The following is a 20,167-nucleotide window of genomic DNA, read 5'->3' on the forward strand; positions in this document are numbered from 1 at the left end:
GCGGGGGCGGGTTCGGGCGGCCCGGGGGCCCCCCACCCCCCCCCCGGGGTGGGGGGGGGGGGGGGCCCCCCCCCCCCCCGCCACTACCGCATCGTTACTTCTCCCGCCGCCAGTTGATCGACCCACGGTTTTCCACCGTGCTCGATTCCACTTCCACGTCGAAGCCGCGGCGCAGCAGGTACTTCAGCGTGATCACCGAACCGGCACCGACCAGCGACACGCCGTAACCGACGTACAGCTTGGGCGAGATGTACTTGCCGACGCCGATCACCGAGCCACCCAGCGCGCGCGACTGGCTCACGCCGGCATCGTCCAGGCCCAGCTTGGCACCCAGCTGCGAGGCCAGCAGGCCGCTGCCGGCCGACAATGCCGCCGAGGCCGCATTGACCTGCTGCGTCTGGTCGCTGCTGGCGCCGGTCAGGCTGCGTCCCAGCACCAGATAAGCCAGGGCTTCGGACTGCGACATCGCCGGGTCAGACCACACGTCCGCACGCGGCTGCTGCGCACGCCCGGTCACGTCGATACCAGCAGTGACATCACCGATCCGGCGCTCGGCACGGATGTTGATGCGCGGGTCGGACACCGCGTTGTAGTTCCAGGTGAGGTTGCCGCGGGTGATGGTCAGGTCCTGCCCGTACGCCTTGTAGCGGCCACTCACTTCCAGCCCACCATTGGCGGTCATTTCGCGACCAGGCTTGGCCCAGACCTGCATCTTGCCGGTCAGCGCGCCCTTCAGGCCGAAGCCGGTCATCTTCACCTTGTCACCGAGGCTGACCGTCAGCTCCATGTCCAGCGGCGAGGTACGCGACTCTTCCGGATCGGCCGGGTCGAGCACCACCACGTCTTCGGACACCGAGGTGCCGCGGTCCAAGCGCTCCAGATCGATGTCGGCCTCGGGCACGTGCACGGTGCCACGCAGCTCCATCGCGGCCTTGGCCAGGGTGAAGTCGAGGTTGGGATTGGCGACGATGCGCAGCTCGCTGGTGTTGGACAGCAGCACGTTGTCGCCGTGGATCTTCAACTGCAGCGGCTGTGCATCGCCGAACCACGACAGGCCACCATCCACGTACAGCGTGCCCTGGCCGGAGTTGGCCTGCGCGGTGATCTTGGCCGAACCATCGGGCTGGGCCACGAAGCTGCCCTTGCCCTGGTCGAAGGTCAGGCCCAACGCCGGGAATTCACCCTTGAAGTTGCTCAGCTGCGCGTCACCGCCCAGCGACGGCTGGCCACGCGTACCGCGCAGGCTGACGTGGCCTTCGATCAGGCCTGTCGGTCGCACGATGTCCGGCGAGAACAGCTCCAGCCAGTACAGCCGCGACATGTTGAGGTAGAGCTCGCCGTTCAGCGGTGCGCTGGCTTCCCAACCGGTCTGCATCCTGGCATCGACGAAGCCGTTGCCCTGGAAGCCCATGCCCAGGTAGCCCTTGATGCTGGCCGGGGTCATGTCGAGCTTGAGCGAGAACTGGTCGTAGCGCACCAGCTCGCCACGGGTGGTGTCCCCCACGGCATTGCGGTTCTCACCCAGGCGCACGCCGCCTTCCTTCGAGCGCACTTCCACATGGCCTTCCCAGGCGTTGCCGCGCGGGCGGATCTGCGCATCCAGGCTGACATCGCCACGCAGGTAGATGCGACGGCCGGACTGCGGCGGCAACCACGGCTGCACCAGCGCCAGTGGCAGCGCATCACTGCGCACCACCAGGCCCTCGCGCGGCCAGTTGGCCTGTGCGCACAGTGTGCCGCTGCTGGCAGCGGCCAGGCAGGCTTCGCCCAGCGTGTAGTTGCTGCCGTTGATCGCGAACGCCGCCGGTGCACGCAGCGACCAGGCATCGCCCTTCACCGGTGCGATGCGCAGCGCGGCCAGCTCGCCGCGCCACTGCGCGCCCTGCTGGCGCACGCTGCCCTGCAGCTCGATCGCGCCCATCTCGTTGCGGGTCTGCGCGGCCAGGCGCAGGTTGGAGACACTGCCCTGCGCATCCACATTCAAGCGTTCCAGCAGCATGCCGGCATTGACCTGCTGGCCCTGGATCGCCAGCGTGCCGCTGTCGCCGCGCCACGGCAGGTGGCCCTTGATGCTCACGCTCTCGGCGCCGTAGCCGTCCCAGTTGAGGTTGTTGCCGACCAGGTCGGCGGTGATGTCCGGCGCATCGCGCGGGCCCTTCACCTGTACCTGGCCACGCAGGCCGCCATCGGCGCCCGGCAGCAGGTCACTCAGCTGCAGCGGTTCGAAACGCGCATCGATGTCGAGGCGGTCACCGACCTTGCCCGAAGCGGTCACCCGGCTGCTGCCCAGCGACAGCTTCAGGTCACCCTGGCCCTGCGCGCCCTGCAGCGCGAACTTGCCCTGTGCGTCCAGGTTGCGCTGACGCAGCACGCCCTTCAACGACGGCAGATCGACCGTGGCTTCCAACGTGCCGGCGGTACCCGGCGGTGCGTTTGCCGGCGGCGGCAGCTGGCGGCCCTTGGAGGCCAGGTTGCCGGACAGGCGGCCATTCCAGCCCGGCACGAAATAGCCGGGGTCGAAGTCCTTCAGTGTGGCCTTGGCATCCCAGTCCAGCTGCGGTGCCCACGCCACCTGGCCTTCCACCTGCAGCTGGCCACCCGGGGTCTGCGCCTGCAGCTGGTGGATCGACGCGGCCTGATCGTTGCCGCGCACATCGAAGTGCAGCTGTGCCTTCTGCGCGTCGCGCTCGACCTCGGCGCGGCCGATCGCCGCCCAGGCCTTCAGGGTACCGGCCAGGCCGAAGCGCGCTTCCTTCAAGGTGACCGGCACCGGGGCGCTGCCGGCGGTGTTCGGGTCCGCCGCTGGCACGTAGGTCAGGTCATGTGCGACCACCGAGAAGTTGAGCTTCTGCTGGTCTTCCTGGCTGAAATCGGCGGTGCCTTCCAGCCGCGCCTCACCGCCAAGACCCTTCACCAGCAGCGGTGAGACTTTCAGCACCTGGTCCTGCAGCGACACCACCGACGGTGCCAGTTCCAGTTCCTGATCGCCCTGTTTCACCTTGCCACGCAGGTTGGCGTTGCCGCCCTTGCCGGCGGCGGTGAAATCCAGTGCCAGCGGCGCGATCGCCGAGCTGGCCAGTGCCGGCGACAGCAGCGCCAGATCCAGCTCGTCACTGCGGATGCTGGCGCTCCAGCTCGGATCGGTGCGGCCATCGAACACCAGCATCGCGTGCAGCGGCTTCGGCGCGCGCCCGGCTACGGCCACTTCCATGTGCGACAGGTCACCGCGGGCGACCAGGCCGACGGTGGCGGCCGTGCGGCCACGCGGCGCCGGCAGCACCGCGGTGACGGTCACATCGGTGTCGTAGTCCTTGGCCGGGATGTAACGACCCTGGGCGGTGAAATTGCCCATGTCGCTGTCCACCACCAGTTTGTGTGCCTGGAACTCGCCATTGGCGATCTCGATGCCGCCGCGCACGCGACTGATGTCGATCACCGGCTCGTTGGCCTGGCTGATGCGGAAGCCGTCGATGGCGATGGCATCGGCCTGGATCGCCAACGGCATTTCGATCTGCGGCAGCGAATCGGGCCACGACGGCAGCTTGAACGGCTCGTCACTCTTGGCCAGGTTCAACGTTGCGTTGGTCAGCTCCAGCTTGTCCAGCAGCAGCTTGCGGCCCAGCAGCGGGCGCAGGTCCGGCTCCAGATGGGCGCGCTCGGCGTGGAAATGGATGTCGTCGTAGCGGAAGTCGACGTTGTACAGGGTCAGCGGACCGGCCACCGGGCCGTCCACCTTGTCCCAGGTGAAGCTGGCGCCCACCGGCAGCCGTGCCACCACCTGCGCCAGCAGCACGTCACGCCCGGCCACGGTCTGCAGCAACCAGTACACCGCCAGCAGGGCCAGCAGCACCAGGCCCAGCACGCCCACACCGGACCAGGCCCAGAAGCGGCGGCGGCGGTAGAAGCGCACGCGCGGCGGCGTGGTCGGGTTCGGAGTGGGTGCGGGCGTACTCACAGGTCCGCTCCGATGTTGAGGTACAGCTGGAACTGCGAATCCGGGTTGTTCAAGCCATGCGCGATATCCACGCGCACCGGGCCCACCGGCGATTTCCAGCGCACGCCGAAGCCGACGCCGGTATGCAGATCGATGGTGTTGTCGAAGGCGCTGCCGGTATCGACGAACACCGCCGCACCCCAGGGGCCACCATTGAAATAGTGCTCGTACTCGGCCGAGCCGATCACCAGGTTCTTGGCGCCCAGCGCGTACTTGTCCGGTGCCGGGGTCCGCGGGCCCACCTCGCGATAGGCATAGCCGCGGATGCTGCGGTCACCACCGGCGAAGTAGCGCAGGCTGGGCGGCATCGCCACCAGATCACTGGTCCAGGTGGTGCCACCTTCGCCGCGCAGGATCAGGCGGTTGCTTTCGCCTACCGGGATGTACCAGCGCAGCACGGCATTGGCCTGCACGAAGCTGGTGTCCGAACCGGCACCTTCAACGCCGGCACGCATCGTCGCAGTACCGCTGATGCCCTTGCGCGGGAACAGTTCGTCATCGACGTTGACGTAGTCGGCGACCATCTGCGGGTACACCAGCGTCGACGTGTTGTAGACCGCGTCGGTGAATTCGGTGCCGGAGGCATAGCGCCAGCGCTCGCGCAGCGCGTTGATGGAGGCGATCGCGGTCCAGTGTTCGTTGATCTCGCCGCTGCGGCTGGCGATCAGCTTGAAGTTGCGCAGGTCGATGTAGTCGGTCTGCTCGTCGTAGGCGCTGGCAGCGAAGGTGTACCAGCCATCAAGCCAGTTGAAGGCCGGAATGCGGTAGCTGGTGACCAGGCTCTTGCGCTTCTGCGCATAGTCCAGCTGCGTGTTCATCTTGTGGCCGCGGTTGTTCAGCCACCGCCGTTCGATGCCACCGCGCACACCCGGGCCACTTTCGCTGCCGTAGCTCAGACCCGCGGTGTAGATGGTGCGCTTGGCACGGGTCAGCTTCACATCCACCGGCACTTCGCCGTTCGCATCGGCCTGGTCGGGCCGCGGCTGGATGTCGATCACGCTGAAGTAGTCCAGCTTGGTCAGCGACTCGCGCAGCCGGTCCAGCTTGCCCTCGTGGAAGTAGCTGCCCTGTTCCCAGTACACCAGCGGATCGAACAGCTTGTCGACGAAGTAGTCCTGCTCGAAACGCACCGGTCCCATGTTGTAGCGACGGCCGCTGTCCCAGGTCAGGTCGATGTCGGCGGCGTTGTCGGCACGGGTGATCTGTACCTGACGCTGGGTGTAGTCGGCATCGAAATAGCCACGTTCGGCCAGGCGGCGGGTGACGGTAATCTTGCTGGCTTCGTACTGCGTATGTTCGAAACGCTGGCCCTTGCGCGGCTTGAACGCGGCCAGATCGTCCTGCAGGTACTGGTCGTACATCGCCGGTCCGGTGATGTCGATGTGCTCGCGGCGGACGGTCACCGGGGTGCCCTTGTCGACATGGATCAGCACGCGCACGTGCTCGTCCTCGCGCGGCGCCTCGACCTTGATCACCGGGTTGTAGTACCCGAACGGTTCCAGTGCCTGGCGGGTCTGCCGCTCGGCCTGTGACAGCAGGTACTCCAGGCGCGATTCGCCCTGTTCCTTGCCGATCGTGTCGTACAGCGACAGCGATTCCTGGATGTTCTCGATGATTGCGGCGTCGTCGCCCTTGTCCAATCCCTTGATGTCCACCTTGTCGATGGTGCCGCGCGCGTGGGCCACGGAGGTGGCGGCCAGCGACAGGACCATCAGCGGCAGGGCGTATTTCTTTGGCTGCATGCGGCACAGCATACCGACCGAAGGTGACGATGCGAAATGCATCACGTCATTCGGGATCGGTTGTTAAGTGGCGGTCAAAATACGCGCCTTTGTGGCGATCGTCGTGATCGCAGCCGAGGATGCCGGCATCGTGCGCGATGCCGGCAATGACCCCGATGGACATCCGCCAGCGGTGATCCGGTAGTGGGGGGGGGGGGGGGGGCCCCCCCCCCCCCCCCCCCGGGGGGGGGGGGGGGGACCCGCCGGGCCCGGCCCAGCCCCCCCCCCCCCCCCCCCGCCCCCGCCACTACCGATACGGGCGTCAGCTCGACAGATGCTCGATCGCTGCCACCTTGCCCAGGCGCTCGCCCAGCATCGTCAGCAGCGCCAGGCGGTTGCCACGCAGCGCCGGATCCTCGGCATTGACCATCACGCCATCGAAGAACGCGTCGACCTGCGGGCGCAGGCGTGCCAAGCGCGCCAGCACAGCCACATAGTCCTTGTGCTGCAGGCTGGCGCCGGTGTCGTCGATGGCCGCGGTGACCGCTTCAGCCAGCGCGCGCTCGGCGTCTTCCTGCAGCAGCGCCGGGTCGATCTGGGCCGGGATGTCGCCTTCGGCCTTGCGGAGGATGTTGCGGATGCGCTTGTTGGCCGCAGCCAGCGCCTCGGCTTCCGGCAGCGCGGCGAAGGTGCCGATCGCATCCAGGCGGCGGTCGAAGTCGTACAGCGAGGCCGGCTTCAGCTCGGCGACGGCGTTGAAGTGCGTGGCCGGCACGCCCTTGTCGGCGTAGTAGCCCTTCAGGCGGTCGAGGATGAAGTCGTACAGCTCGCCGACATCGGCCTGCACGTTGCGCGCGGCCAGGCCGGCGTTGGCGCTGGCCAGCAGCGCGCGCAGGTCCAGCTCGAAGCCGCTTTCGATGATCGTGCGGGCCAGGCCCAGCGCGTTGCGGCGCAGGGCGAACGGGTCCTTGTTGCCGGTCGGCTTCAGGCCAGCGGCGAAGCCACCGGCCAGCGTGTCGACACGTTCAGCAATCGCCAGCACCTTGCCCAGCGGCGACAGCGCGATGTCGTCACCGCCGAAGCGCGGCTGGTAGGCCTCGTCGATGGCCAGCGCCACCTCCTGCGATTCACCACCGGCCACGGCGTAGTGGCGGCCGGCGATGCCCTGCAGTTCCGGGAATTCGTTGACCATGCGCGACTGCAGGTCGTTCTTGGCCAACTGCGCGGCCCGCTTGGCCTGCGCGGCGTCGGCGCCGACCTGGGGGGCGATCACTTCGGCCAGAGCGGCCACGCGCGCCACCTTATCGGCCACGCTGCCCAGCTTGGCCTGGTAGGTCACCGTTTTCAGGCCGTCGCCCATCGACACCAGGCCCTGCTTCAGGTCCTCGTCGAAGAAGAACTTGGCATCAGCGAAGCGCGGGCGGATCACGCGCTCGTAGCCCTTGGCCACTTCGGCCACGTCCTTCGATTCGATGTTGGCGATGCCGATGAACTTCTCGGTCAGGGTGCCAGCGGCATCCAGCACCGGGAAGAACTTCTGGTTGATCTCCATCGTCTCGATCAGCGCTTCCTGCGGCACCGCCAGGAACGCGCGTTCGAAGCTGCACAGCACTGCCGACGGCCATTCGACCAGGTTCACCACCTGCTCCAGGTTGTCGTCGGTGATGCGGGCGCTGCCACCGGCCTTGGCCGCAGCGGCCTCGACCTCGGCAACGATGCGCGCACGGCGTTCGCTCGGGTCGACCAGCACGAACGCGGCACGCAGGGCTTCAACATAATCCTGCGGCTGGGCCAGCGACACCGCCTGGTCGTGGTGGAAACGATGGCCACGGCTGACGCGACCGGCCTGCAGGCCGAACAGCTCGGCTTCAACCACGTTGGCACCGTGCAGCAGCACCAGCCAGTGGGCCGGGCGCGCGAAGCCCCAGGCGTGGTCACCCCAGCGCATCGGCTTGGGAATCGGCATCGCCGCGATCGCCTCGCGCAGGATCTCCGGCAGCAGGCTGGCAGTGCTCGCACCCGGGGTCACCGCGCGGTGCACGAAACGCTCACCCTTGTTGTCGGTGGTCTTCTCCAGCGCGGTCCAGTCGATCCCGGCCTTGGCGGCGAAGCCCTGCAGGGCCTTGGTCGGCTGGCCTTCGGCGTCCAGCGCGATGTTCAGGTACGGGCCCAGCACTTCGCTGTGCTGTTCCGGCTGCTCCAGGCCGACGCCCGGCAGCAGCACGGCCAGGCGGCGCGGGGTCGACAGCGGGCGCGCATCGCCCAGTTCCAGCGCGACGCCGCGCTTGCGCAGGCCTTCGACGACACCGTCGAAGAACGCCTGGGCCAGGCCCGGCAGCGCCTTGACCGGCAGCTCCTCGGTGCCCAGTTCGATCAGCAGGGGGGACAGTTGGCTCATCGGTTCGATCCTGTGGTGGGGGCGCAGCGCGCAACGCGTCCGGCGCCCCGGGTAGTGGGTGAAAAGCGGGTCGGTGCAGGAAGGCGGTCAGGCCTTCTTCGCACCCGGGAAGCCCAGCTTCTCGCGCTGCTCGTAGTACGCCTTGGCCACCGCCTGGGCCAGCGCGCGCACGCGCAGGATGTAGCGCTGGCGCTCGGTCACGCTGATCGCGCGGCGCGCATCCAGCAGGTTGAAGGTGTGGCTGGCCTTCATCACCTGCTCGTAGGCCGGCAACGGCAGGTTCACTTCCACCAGCTTCTGCGCTTCGCGTTCGCAGGCATCGAAACGGTGGAACATCTCTTCCACGTCGGCGTATTCGAAGTTGTAGGTGCTCTGCTCCACCTCGTTCTGGTGGTAGACGTCGCCGTAGGTCACCGGCTGGCCGTCCGGGCCGTAGGTCCAGACCAGGTCGTAGACGTTGTCGCAGTTCTGCAGGTACATGCACAGGCGTTCGAGACCATAGGTGATCTCGCCCAGCACCGGGCGGCACTCCAGGCCACCGGCCTGCTGGAAGTAGGTGAACTGGGTCACCTCCATGCCGTTGAGCCAGACTTCCCAGCCCAGGCCCCAGGCGCCCAGCGTCGGCGATTCCCAGTTGTCCTCGACGAAACGCAGGTCGTGCACCAGCGGATCGATGCCCAGTGCCTTCAGCGAATCCAGGTACAGCTGCTGGATGTTGTCCGGCGCCGGCTTCATCGCCACCTGGTACTGGTAGTAGCGCTGCAGACGGTTCGGGTTCTCGCCGTAGCGGCCGTCGGTCGGGCGGCGCGAGGGCTGCACGTAGGCCGCGTTCCAGCTCTCCGGACCGATCGCACGCAGGAAGGTGGCCGGGTGGAAGGTACCGGCGCCCACCTCCAGGTCGAGCGGCTGGATGAGCACGCAGCCCTGCTGGGCCCAGAACTGGTTCAGGGTCTGGATGAGGCCCTGGAAGGTGATCGGAACGGTCGGGGTCGCGGACATGCGTACGAGTCTTGGCCGGCAAGGGGGTGCGCTAGTATAACGGCCGACCTGCGGGGCATTCCGTACCCGGGAGGAGCAGGCAGATGGAACATCGGCTGCCGGTGGGCACGCCCGGCGAGGCTGGCCGCGTACCGCTGCCGTGGGGTCGCCTGCAGTTCGAGCAGATTGCCGCGGCCCTGATCGCCGATGGCCTGGTGGCCGAGCAGGACCGCGAGCGCATGCGCTTTTCCGCGCAGGGCGCACGCAACGCCAGTGAAGTGCACCCGCTGGTGCTGCTGTCCAACCTCAAGCTGGCCGCCAACGGCGGTGGCGAACTGACCCTGGAGCGCCTCACCGAGTGGCTGGCGCAGCGCACCGGCAGCCGCTACCTGCGCATCGACCCGACCCGGGTCGACGTTGCCGCCGTCACCGCGCTGGTCTCCCACGCCTACGCCCGCCGCCACCGCTTCCTGCCGCTGGCGGTGGATGCCGAGCGCGTGCTGGTGGCCACCAGCGAGCCGCTGGTGCAGGAGTGGCGCCGTGACCTGCAGCACCTGACCCGCCGCCGCATCGAGCTGGCGGTGGTCAATCCGCTGGACCTGCACCGTTACACCATGGAGTTCTACGGGGTGACCCGTTCGGTGCGCGGGGCCCGTGGCGACGTGCGCGGCGAGGCCAGCACCACCCTGCCCAGCTTCGAACAGCTGGTGGAGCTGGGCCGCACCGGCGACGTCAATGCCGACGACCAGCACATCGTGCATATCGTGGACTGGCTGCTGCAGTACGCCTACGAGCAGCGCGCCTCGGACATCCACCTGGAGCCGCGCCGCGAAATGGGGCGCATGCGCTTCCGCATCGACGGCGTGCTGCACAAGGTGTTCGAGGTACCGCCGGCGGTGATGACCGCGGTGGTCAGCCGCATCAAGGTGCTCGGCCGCATGGACCTGGCCGAACGCCGGCGCCCGCAGGATGGCCGCATCAAGACCCGTTCGCCGGGCGGCCGCGAGGTCGAGATGCGTCTGTCGACCATGCCCACCGCCTTCGGCGAGAAGTGCGTGATGCGCATCTTCGACCCGGATGCCGCGTTCAAGAGCATCGACCAGCTCGGTTTCAGCCCGCAGGAGGCGGCGGGCTGGAATGCACTGGTCGAACGCCCGCACGGCATCGTGCTGGTCACCGGCCCGACCGGCTCGGGCAAGACCACCACCCTGTATTCCACGCTGAAGCGCCTGGCCACGCCGGACGTGAACGTGTGCACGGTGGAGGACCCGATCGAGATGATCGCGCCCGAGTTCAACCAGATGCAGGTGCAGACCAACATCGACCTGGATTTCGCCAGCGGCGTGCGCACCCTGCTGCGGCAGGACCCGGACATCATCATGATCGGCGAGATCCGCGACCTGGAAACCGCGCAGATGGCGGTGCAGGCCTCGCTGACCGGCCACCTGGTGCTGTCCACCCTGCATACCAACGACGCGCCCTCGGCGGTCACCCGCCTGCTCGACCTGGGCGTGCCGCACTACCTGCTGGCCAGCACCCTCAACGGCATCCTCGCCCAGCGCCTGGTGCGCACGCTGTGCCCGCACTGCAAGCAGCCGCACAGCCTCGGCGCCGCCGACTGGGCGGTGCTGGCTGATAGCCATGCCGCATATCCAGATGCCGCCACGCCCTGTCGGCCGGTCGGTTGCCTGGAGTGCCGGCGCACCGGATTCCTCGGCCGCATCGGCCTGTATGAGTTGCTGCCATTGGGTTCGCGGCTGCGCGGGCAGATCCGTGCCGACATGGATCTGGCCGGTTTCAGCCGTGCCGCACGGGCTGAAGGGCTGCGAACCCTGCGCCAGGCCGGGCTTGAAAAGGTGGCGCAGGGGCTGACTACAATCGAGGAAGTCCTGTCAGTCCTGCCGCCCCCGGATGAACCCAGCCCCGTTCCTGATCCTTGAAACCGGCCGCCCAGTACCGTCGCTGCGCCGCTACGGGCGCTTTCCGCACTGGATCCGCGTCGCCGCCGGGCTGGAAGAGCACGAGACGGTGGTGGTCGATGTCGAACACGGTGGCGCCCTGCCCGACCCACATGCCTTCGCCGGCGTGCTGGTGACCGGTTCGGCCGCCTTCGTCACCGACCACGCCGAGTGGAGTGAGCGCAGCGCCGCATGGCTGCGCCAGACCGCCCACGACGACCTGCCGGTGTTCGGCATCTGCTACGGCCACCAGCTGCTGGCACACGCGCTGGGTGGCGAGGTGGCCTACAACCCGGCCGGGCGCGAGTCCGGCACGATCGAGCTGGAACTGCAGCCGCAGGCCGCGCAGGACCCGCTGTTCCAGGGCCTGCCGCAGCATTTCGCCGCCCACGCCACCCACCTGCAGACCGTGCTGCGCGCGCCGGAAGGTGCCGAAGTGCTGGCACGCTCGCCGCTGGACGGCTGCCACGCCTTCCGCTGGGGCCGCCAGGCGTGGGGCGTGCAGTTCCATCCGGAATTCGCCACCCACCACATGCGCGGCTACGTGCGCGCCCGCGCCGACTGCATCGGCCGCCACGGCGGCTGCGCCCGCAGCATCGAGCGCGCGGTCAGCGCCGCACCACTGGCCCGCCAGCTGTTGCGCCGCTTCGTCCGCCAGGCGCGGCTGTCTTCAGCCCAGCCGGTGGCAAAACAGGGATAATCGGCGGCACGGGCAGCCGCCCGGCCCCCTCCTGTCCTTCCCGGATGTCCATGAAAGAGATTCGCAAGCTGCCGGCCTCGGCGGGCGCCCAGTGGTTGCTGGATACGTTCTCCCTGTACCGGCGTGCGCCGCTGCAGCTGGCCCGGATCGGCCTGACCTGGCTGCTGGTGAGCTGGGTGGTGACCCTGCTGTCGACCTTGATTCCCGGCGCCGCCGGCATGGCAGTACAGCTCATGACCCTGGCCATTTCGCCGATCATGTTCGGCGGCATGCTGTATGCCGTGGGCGAGATCGACGAAGGCCGCCCGGGCCTGGCGTCGCACCTGCTGCAGCCGATCCGCGACCACCGCGTCAGCCACCTGCTGGTGCCGCTGGCGATCCAGGTGCTGGCGGTGCTGCTGCTGGGCGCGCTGTTGTTCATGATGATCGGCCGCGAGGGCTTCACAGCCTTCAGCGAGGTCATGACCAAGATGGAAGAAATCAGCCGCAGTGGCCAGCAGATCAAGCCGGATGATGCGGCCGCGCTGGTCGCCAACCTGCCGGCCAAGCGCATCGCGCTGTGGATGCTGCTGGTGTTCCTGAGCGCGGTGGCGCTGTCGCTGGCGATGTTCACCCAGCCGGCGCTGGTGGTGTTCGACAAGCAGAGCGGCATGCACGCGCTGCGCCTGAGCCTGCAGGGCTGCATCGAGAACATCGGCGCGATGTTCGTGTTCGCCGCGCTCGGCCTGATCGCCGCGTTCTGCATGTACATCCTGTTCGTGATCGTGATCCAGATCGCGATGCTGATCGGTGGCCCGCTGGCTGCGGCCTTCATCGCCCAGCTGGTGCTGACCACGGTGCTGATGCCGCTGTATGTCGGCGCGGTCTACGCCGCGTGGAAGCAGATGTTCGTGCATCGCGGCAGCCGCGCGGCCCCACCGATCCCGACCACGCCGACCTCAAGCGACGTGTTCCACGCCTGACGGAAAAAGGGGACGGAGGGGATTAAGTCGTTTATGCCCAGTGTGTGCAGCTAACGACTTAATCCCCTCCGTCCCCTTTTTTTCTTTCAGGCGGCGGGTTTCTTCACTACCGACGACGGCACCAGCCAGCGTGCGGCGTGGATGCCCAGTTCGTAGAGCAGGCACATCGGAATCGCCAACATCAGCTGCGAGACCACGTCCGGCGGGGTCAGCACTGCGGCCACCACGAAGATGCCGACGATCGCGTAACCGCGGCCTTCCTTGAACTGCTGCGGCGTCACCCAGCCCAGCAGCACCAGGATCACCATCGCCACCGGCAGTTCGAAACTGCCGCCGAAAGCGAAGAAGATCGCCAGCACGAAGTCCAGGTAGGCGTTCGCATCCGGAGTGATCGCGATCACGTCCGGGCTGAAGGTGGTGAGGAAGTGGAATACCGCCGGCAGCACCAGGAAGTAGGCGAAGGCACAGCCGGCGTAGAACAGCAGCACCGACGACACCAGCAACGGCACCGCCAGGCGCTTCTCGCGCGCATACAGGCCCGGGGCGACGAACGCCCACAGCTGGTACAGCAGCCACGGCACCGCCACGAACAGGGCGACGAAGAAGGTCAGCTTCAGCGGGGCGAAGAAGGCGCCGGCGGGGTTGGTGGCGATCATCGTCTGCCCGTTCGGCAGCTGCGAGACCAGCGGTTCGGCCAGCGCGTTGTACAGCTTCTGGGTGAACGGCAGCAGCGCCAGCAGCACCACGCCCAGGCCCAGCAATGCGCGCACCAGGCGGCCGCGCAGTTCCACCAGATGTTCGACCAGCGAGCTTTCGCCGAAATCCTGTTCACTCATGGCTGGCGCTCCGGGCTGCTCTGCGGCGGCGGCGCACCGGCTTCAGGGGGTGTCGCCGGCGTCGGCTCGGGAGCAACGCTCTCCTGTGCCGGCGCATCGGTGTCGGGCACGGCGCTCATGTGCGGCGGAAGATCTGCGGGCGCCGGCGCGCGTACTTCCTGCGCCAACGTATCGCCCTGCTGCTGGGCCTCCTGCGCTTCGCGACGGATCGCTTCACCGCTGGCGCGCAGCTGGTTCTCGGTGTCCTGCATGCCCTGGCGCACGTCCTGCATCTGCCGCTTGATGTCCTCGGCCTGCAGTTCGCGCTCCAGTTCCTGTTTCACCGAATCCCACTGATTGCGGGCACGACGTACCCACAGGCCGGCAAAGCGGGCCGCCTTGGGCAGGCGCTCGGGACCGAGCACCACCAGGGCAACCACCGCAATCACCAGCAGTTCGCTGAAGCCGATATCAAACACCGCGACCGCTCCGGATCAGCGAGCGTTACGGTCGTGCTCGTCCTGCGCGGCGCGCGAGGCGTCCTGGCTGCGCGATTCATCGCCCAGCTGCGCGTTCGGCTTGTCCTCGTCGCGCATGCCCTTCTTGAATTCCTTGACCGCCGAACCGAGATCCTTGGCGCCACTGGTCAGGCGCTTGGTGCCGAACACCAGCAGGACGATGGCCAGCACGACCAACCAATGCCAGATGCTGAAACTGCCCATAAAGACGCTCGTTACGTTAGTGATCAGGCTGTCGAGCATAGCGCACCGGGTGTTAGCCGGCGCGCGTGACGAAAGTCAGTTTCCGCCCAGCGTTTCCGTGCGGATTTCGCCGTCGTTGACCGGCTGGAAGCCCTGCTGCTGCGGCGGCGGGTTCTGCGGCACGTTCTGCAGCGGTGCGGTAGTGGCTTCGGCCGGGGCGGCCGGCGCTGCCTGAACAGGCGCCGGAGCAACCGCCGGGGCCGCTGCCGGGCGCGGCGCGCTACCGCCGTTGCCGCTGCGGTTGTTACGCGCGGCGTAGGTGGCCTCTTCCAGGCGGTCGCGGAACGTGACCACATCCATCGACGGCGAACCGGCCGCGCGGCCTTCGAAGATCATGCGCGGCGTGGTGTTGCTGCCGTAGGCGTCCAGATTGGCGGCATCGTCGATCTGCAGCACCGCACCATCCAGGGCGACACCGGCGAACAGGCCGCGGGCGCGCGACCAGGACCAGATCTCGGCCTTCAGCTGACCGTCGGTGGCGGCGGCGGCATTGCGGCCGACCGGGCCGGCGGCGACACCCGCATCGGCGCCCAGCGTGAACTTGCCGTTGACCAGGTTGTCCAGGCTCCGGTCGTTGCGGAACACCAGCACCACATCGGAGGACTGCACGCCGGCCTGGAAGCCGATGCTGCCGCCGGTGAGCTTCACGAACACCGGGTTGGACCAGGCACCGTTGGGCATGCGCACGGACATCAGGCCGTGGCCACGACGACCGCCAATGACCAGACCGGCCTTGATCGTGTCGGGAATGACGATGACCGCGCGGCCTTCGTCGAGCAATTTGTCCGGAATGCCCTGTTCAGGGATTTCCTGGATTTCAGCCAGCACGCGCACGGCATTGCGGGCACGCTGGTCTTCCTGCGGTCCGGCCATGGCCTGGCTGGACAGCAGGCTGGCGGCGATCAGCAGGGCTTGGATCGGGCGACGCATGGCAGGCTCCAGAAGTCAGTCCATAGGAAGATATAGCAAGTGACTGAAATTAGTAGTGTTGTCATGAATCCCCAATGAGCGTTCCCTGCTCACATTGATGCGCGCTATGCCTGCAATCCGAACCCCGCATCCCGGCGCGGCACCGGATCGGCGACAATACCGCTCATGCTCGACGCACCCGATACCGCCGTGCTGGCGGTCAACCTAGGCACGCCCGAGACGCCGACGGCCCCCGCCGTACGCCGTTACCTGGCCGAATTCCTGTCCGACCCCCGCGTGGTCTCGATCCCGGCACTGCTGTGGCAGCCGTTGCTGCGCGGACTGATCCTGCCGCTGCGCAGCAGCCGTTCAGCGGCCAAGTACGCCCAGGTCTGGCTGCCGGAGGGCTCTCCGCTGATGGTGCATACGCGCCAGCTGGCGCAGGCCATGCAAGCGCTGTTGCCGACCCTGACGGTGCGCCATGCAATGCGCTATGGCGAACCGGCGCTGGCCAGCGAACTCGACCGGCTGGCGGCCGACGGTGCGCGCCGCATCGTGGTGCTGCCGCTGTACCCGCAGTACTCCACCACCACCACCGCCTCGGTCGAAGACCGCGTCGATGCCTGGCAGCGCCGCAATCCGGGCGTGACCGTGAGCCTGGTACGCGACTATTCGGTCGATCCGGGCTGGGTCGACGCCGTTGCCGGCTCGATCCGCCGCTACTGGGAACAGCACGGTCGTGGCCAGAAACTGATGTTCTCCTTCCACGGCATTCCGCAGCGCCTGGCCGACGCCGGCGATCCGTATCCGCAGCGCTGCGAGGCCAGTGCGCAGGCCATCGCCAAGGCGCTGGAGCTGGGCAGGGACGACTGGCAGATGGGCTATCAGTCGCGCTTCGGCCGCGAGCGCTGGCTGCAGCCGTATGCCGAGCCCAGCCTGTGGGCGCTGGCCGAATCCGGCGTGAAGCAGATCGACGTGGTGTGCCCGGGCTTCGCCACCGACTGTCTGGAGACGCTGGAAGAAGTGGCACTGGGCTTCACCGAAACACTGGCCGAGCGCGGCACGACGATGCGCTATATCCCCTGCCTCAACGCCGAACCGGAGCACGCGCGTGCGCTGGCACGGCTGGCCGTGGCGTCACTGGCATGAGCCTGCAACCGTTTGAACTGGAGGTCGGTGGCGCGCGCGTCGCCGGCCTGCGCAACCACGGTGATGGCCCGCGCGTGCTGGCCCTGCATGGCTGGCTCGACAACGCGGCCAGCTTCGTGCCGCTGGCGCCGCACCTGTCGTCGTTGCAGCTGGTGGCCATCGACCTGCCCGGCCACGGCCACAGCGCGCATCTGCCGGCCGGTGCCAGCTACACCACGGCCGCCGCCATCTGTCACGTACTCGACGTCGCCGACGCGCTGGGCTGGGACCGTTTCAGCCTGCTCGGCCATTCGATGGGCGCCGGCATCGCCAGCCTCACCGCCTCGGTCAGCGACCGTGTCGAACGGCTGGTGGCGATCGAAGCACTCGGCGGCCTGCGTGGTCCTGAGGAAGAAACCGCCAACCGCCTGCGCGAGCATGTGAATGCCACACGCGCACTGGCACGCAAGCAGCTGCGCGTGCTCCCCGACCTCGCCGCGCCGATCCGCGCGCGGATGATGACCAACCAGCTCAGCGAGCGCTGTGCACGGCTGCTGGTCGAGCGCGGCGTGGAGCCGGTCGAAGGTGGTTACCGCTGGTGCAGCGACCCGCGCCTGATGCTGCCCACTGCGATCCGCCTCAGCGAAGGCCAGATCGACAACCTGCTGCAGGCCATCGCCTGCCCGACGCAGGTGATCTACGCCACACCGGCGCAGTCGTACTATCCCGAGCCGATGCGCAGCGATCGCCTGCAGCACCTGCGCGATGGCCGTCTGGCGGTGTTTGCCGGCAACCATCACCTGCACATGGAAGACCCGGAACAGATCGCGGGCGTGATCCTGCACTTCTTCAGCAACGGCAACGCCGGCTGAGCAAACGTATCCGCGCGCTTCACTCCGCGCGTTTGCGGCCGATACATCAGTTGCGGGCCCCTGCGTCCGCAGCACGCAGGTCCGGTCGGGCCTGCGGCGTGTGTCTGGTTCTGCAAGGAAGTCCGCATGCCCGCTCTGCTGCACCGTCACCCACAGGATGTGGCCACGGTGTCCCGTCTCCGCGTCGCTGATCGCGCCGCATTCCCCGAATTCCCGGCTCGCGCCCTGCTCACGCACTCCTGCGTGCGCCGCGGCGTGGCTGTTGTCGTTTGCTGATCCAGGAGTCGCCGATGTCCGTTGCATCCTCCCGTCCCCCCGATACCGCCCGCATGCCGCATCTGCAGCAGCTCGCGCGCCGCGCTGACCGTCGACTGCTGATCGGCAGCGCGGCGTTGGCTGTGGCTGGCCTGGTGCTGGCCCTGCGTGGGCCCCACGTACCGGGCGCTGCGTTGGCCGCGGCCGCCGTACTGCCCGCCCTCTGGCTGGCCGGTCCACAGGCGGGCCGGGCCGTCGCCCGCAATGGCCTGGCATTGCTGTTGTCGCTGCAGCTGGCCTTGTTGTGCGCGATCGTCAGCCTGTCACCGGCATTGCCGATTGCGCTGTTGCTGGGCGTGCTGCTCAGCCACCGCGATCGCCTGCCGGTATGGCTGGCCGGTGGTGTTGGCACCCTCGCCCTGCTGGTACCGCTGCTGCACGGCGCAGCCGTGGGACCGACGTTGCTGCAGGCGGGCCTGTTCGCCAGCCTGACCGTGTTCCTCGGCCAGGTCGCGCTGCGCCTGCGCCAGCAGACCGAGGCGCTTGGCCACGGCCCACGCCGCCTGGCGGCACTGGCGCGCGATATCGCGACGGGCACCGATCTGAGCGCACATGCGGATACCGCGGCCTATGCACCCGGTTCGCTGGCCCATGCACTGGCCGATACCGCCCGCCACGTACAGGCGCAGCGTGGGCGCGAGGCTGACGCGCATGCCGAGAATGCGCAGATCCGCCAGGCGCTCGACGCCTCGCGCACCGCGATGATGATTGCCGACAACGACCACGTGATCCGTTACGTGAACCGCTCGGTGGTGGCCCTGCTGCGCAACCAGCAGGCAACACTGCGCCAGGCCTTCCCCGACTCCGACGCCGAGCGCCTGGTCGGCAGCAGCATCCACCGCTTCCACGCCAACCCGGACCGCATCCGCGCGATCCTCAATGGCCTGCAGGTCACGCACAACGGCAAGGTGCAGATCGGCCCGGTGCACTTCGCGCAGGTGGTCACCCCGGTGTTCGATGCGCAGGGCGCGCGCCTGGGCTTCGCCGTGGAATGGCATGACCGCACCCATGAACTCGCGCTGGAAAACGCCGTGGCCGGCATCGTCGCTGCGGCAGCGGCCGGTGATCTCGACCAGCGCCTGCAGGCCACTGAAGGTGCCAGTTTCCTCGATGGGCTGACCGGTGGCATCAACCAGCTGCTCGATACGCTCGGCAGCACCGTCAACGAAGTGCGGCAGATGCTCTCGGCACTGGCCAATGGCGATCTGGACCGGCGCATGCACGGCGAGTATCACGGCGCTTTCGCTGCCATCCAGCGCGATGCGAATGCCACGGCCGGTCAGTTGGCACGCATGGTCGGTCGCATCCAGGAATGTGCGGCGTCGATCAGTACCGCCGCCAGCGAGATTGCCGCCGGCAACGGCGCGTTGTCCGAGCGCAGCGAGCGCCAGGCCGCGCACCTGCAGGAGACCGCAGCATCGATGGAGGAACTCACCGCCACCGTGCGCCAGAACGCCGCCCATGCGCGTGAGGCCAGTGCGTTGGCAGCTTCCACGCAGAGCGCTGCCAGTGACGGCAACACGGCCATGCAGCGGGTGGTGAATACCATGCAGGCCATCGAAGGTGCTTCGAAGCGGATCGGCGACATCACCGGCGTCATCGACGGCATTGCCTTCCAGACCAATATCCTGGCGTTGAACGCAGCCGTGGAGGCGGCACGCGCCGGCGAACAGGGCCGAGGCTTCGCGGTCGTGGCCAGCGAGGTGCGGGTACTGGCGCAGCGCTCTGCGGCGGCGGCCCAGGAGATCAAGAAGCTGATCGACGAAGCCGGCCGCCAGGTGGGTGAGGGTGCCCAGCTGGTAGCTGACGCCGGCCAACGCATGCAGGGCATTGTTGGCGGCGTGGAGGATGTCAGCCACCTGATGCGCGAGATTTCCGCGGCGTCGCAGGAGCAGTCGATCGGCATTGAGCAGATCAACCAGACCGTAGTGCAGATGGATCAGGCCACACAGCAGAATGCCGCGCTGGTGGAGGAAGCCACCGCGGCCGCACGCGAGCTGCAATCGCAGGCGGGTACGCTTACCGAGGCGGTGTCGGTGTTCCGCCAGCAGGAACCGCACGAGGTCTCGCAGGCCGCCCGATCCGGGCCTTCAGTTCGATCCTGATCAAGACGGCGCCCGCAGGGCGCCGTCTTTTTGTTGCGTAGGCCTTGCTGCCAGTAGCTGCCAACCTTGGTTGGCGCCGTGGTTCCTCACGAAGGGCATCCACGCATGGCGTGGATCTACTGGTAGTGCCGGCCGCTGGCCGGCAATCACAGCCACGCGCACTGTCTGGCCTGCTGCCGGGGTTGGCACCGCTCTTTGCAGGGACAGCCCATCCACGCACGGCGTGGATCTACTGTGGGTCCGGCTGCACTCGGTAGACGCCAACCTTGATTGGCGCTGTGGCTGCCCGCGGAGAATATCCTCGCATAGCGTGGATCTACCGGCCGCTGTGCAGCCACGGCAGTGCCGGCCAGCGGCCGGCACTACCCGCATTTCGCGCGCACAAAGAAAAACCCCGCTGCGTAAGCAGCGGGGTTTTGGGTGTAAACCCTGGCGATGACCTACTCTCGCATGGCTTGAGCCACACTACCATCGGCGCAGCTGCGTTTCACTTCCGAGTTCGGGATGGGATCGGGTGGTTCCACAGCGCTAATTTCACCAGGGAGGCGGTT

14 protein-coding genes and 1 rRNA gene are annotated in these 20,167 nt (G+C 67.8%); 6 read left to right on the forward strand and 9 right to left on the reverse strand.

Annotated elements, in window-relative coordinates:
* Positions 1-94 precede the first annotated feature (94 nt).
* The 4 genes from V3B48_RS15440 to glyQ form a co-directional block, all read right to left on the reverse strand.
* The gene (locus V3B48_RS15440; protein WP_049424283.1) at positions 95-3,955 is read right to left on the reverse strand and encodes a translocation/assembly module TamB domain-containing protein; all 3,861 of its coding nucleotides are present in this window, start codon (positions 3,953-3,955) and stop codon (positions 95-97) included.
* Positions 3,952-5,748: an autotransporter assembly complex family protein gene (locus V3B48_RS15445; RefSeq protein WP_080291770.1), complete on the reverse strand. Its 1,797-nt coding sequence runs from the start codon at positions 5,746-5,748 to the stop codon at positions 3,952-3,954. The genes V3B48_RS15440 and V3B48_RS15445 overlap by 4 nt, the downstream gene beginning before the upstream one ends.
* 289 nt (positions 5,749-6,037) lie before the next feature.
* Complete coding sequence (gene glyS / locus V3B48_RS15450; RefSeq protein ID WP_049399153.1) at positions 6,038-8,113, reverse strand: glycine--tRNA ligase subunit beta; 2,076 nt, start codon at positions 8,111-8,113, stop codon at positions 6,038-6,040.
* 87 nt (positions 8,114-8,200) lie between these two features.
* Complete coding sequence (glyQ, locus tag V3B48_RS15455; RefSeq protein WP_006403404.1) at positions 8,201-9,112, reverse strand: glycine--tRNA ligase subunit alpha; 912 nt, start codon at positions 9,110-9,112, stop codon at positions 8,201-8,203.
* Between the two features lie 83 nt (positions 9,113-9,195).
* On the opposite strand from glyQ, the gene V3B48_RS15460 reads away from it, so the two are divergent.
* The 3 genes from V3B48_RS15460 to V3B48_RS15470 are packed head-to-tail and all read left to right on the forward strand — an operon-like array spanning position 9,196 to position 12,711.
* Positions 9,196-11,031 (forward strand): ATPase, T2SS/T4P/T4SS family, encoded by a 1,836-nt coding sequence (locus tag V3B48_RS15460; RefSeq protein WP_329894031.1) that lies wholly within the window; start codon positions 9,196-9,198, stop codon positions 11,029-11,031.
* The gene (locus tag V3B48_RS15465) at positions 11,003-11,749 is read left to right on the forward strand and encodes a glutamine amidotransferase (RefSeq protein WP_032128456.1); all 747 of its coding nucleotides are present in this window, start codon (positions 11,003-11,005) and stop codon (positions 11,747-11,749) included. The genes V3B48_RS15460 and V3B48_RS15465 overlap by 29 nt, the downstream gene beginning before the upstream one ends.
* 50 nt (positions 11,750-11,799) lie before the next feature.
* Complete coding sequence (locus tag V3B48_RS15470) at positions 11,800-12,711, forward strand: BPSS1780 family membrane protein (RefSeq protein ID WP_043399673.1); 912 nt, start codon at positions 11,800-11,802, stop codon at positions 12,709-12,711.
* Between the two features lie 86 nt (positions 12,712-12,797).
* Here the strand turns inward: V3B48_RS15470 and tatC are convergent, their stop codons facing one another.
* The 4 genes from tatC to V3B48_RS15490 form a co-directional block, all read right to left on the reverse strand.
* Complete coding sequence (gene tatC / locus V3B48_RS15475; protein WP_032128455.1) at positions 12,798-13,547, reverse strand: twin-arginine translocase subunit TatC; 750 nt, start codon at positions 13,545-13,547, stop codon at positions 12,798-12,800.
* A complete protein-coding gene (gene tatB / locus V3B48_RS15480) occupies positions 13,544-14,005 on the reverse strand; it encodes a Sec-independent protein translocase protein TatB (RefSeq protein WP_121504097.1) in 462 nt (153 codons plus the stop codon). The genes tatC and tatB overlap by 4 nt, the downstream gene beginning before the upstream one ends.
* A 15-nt stretch (positions 14,006-14,020) precedes the next feature.
* Complete coding sequence (tatA, locus tag V3B48_RS15485; protein ID WP_032128453.1) at positions 14,021-14,248, reverse strand: Sec-independent protein translocase subunit TatA; 228 nt, start codon at positions 14,246-14,248, stop codon at positions 14,021-14,023.
* Positions 14,249-14,323: 75 nt separating this feature from the next.
* Complete coding sequence (locus V3B48_RS15490) at positions 14,324-15,217, reverse strand: YSC84-related protein (protein ID WP_032128452.1); 894 nt, start codon at positions 15,215-15,217, stop codon at positions 14,324-14,326.
* Between the two features lie 165 nt (positions 15,218-15,382).
* Between V3B48_RS15490 and hemH the strand changes: the two genes are divergently transcribed.
* From hemH to V3B48_RS15505, 3 genes are all read left to right on the forward strand, one after another.
* Positions 15,383-16,345, forward strand: coding sequence for a ferrochelatase (gene hemH, locus V3B48_RS15495; protein ID WP_121504095.1), 963 nt, complete (start codon positions 15,383-15,385; stop codon positions 16,343-16,345).
* Complete coding sequence (locus tag V3B48_RS15500) at positions 16,342-17,196, forward strand: alpha/beta hydrolase (RefSeq protein ID WP_329894032.1); 855 nt, start codon at positions 16,342-16,344, stop codon at positions 17,194-17,196. Before hemH ends, V3B48_RS15500 begins: the two co-directional genes overlap by 4 nt.
* Positions 17,197-17,486: 290 nt before the next feature.
* Entirely contained in the window at positions 17,487-19,616 is a 2,130-nt protein-coding gene (locus V3B48_RS15505; RefSeq protein ID WP_329894033.1) for a methyl-accepting chemotaxis protein, read from the forward strand.
* Positions 19,617-20,043: 427 nt separating this feature from the next.
* Here the strand turns inward: V3B48_RS15505 and rrf are convergent.
* Positions 20,044-20,158: ribosomal RNA gene (gene rrf / locus V3B48_RS15510) — 5S ribosomal RNA — on the reverse strand.
* Positions 20,159-20,167: the final 9 nt, after the last annotated feature.

This window comes from Stenotrophomonas sp. SMYL20 (assembly GCF_036320045.1).
Taxonomy (GTDB): domain Bacteria; phylum Pseudomonadota; class Gammaproteobacteria; order Xanthomonadales; family Xanthomonadaceae; genus Stenotrophomonas; species Stenotrophomonas maltophilia_A.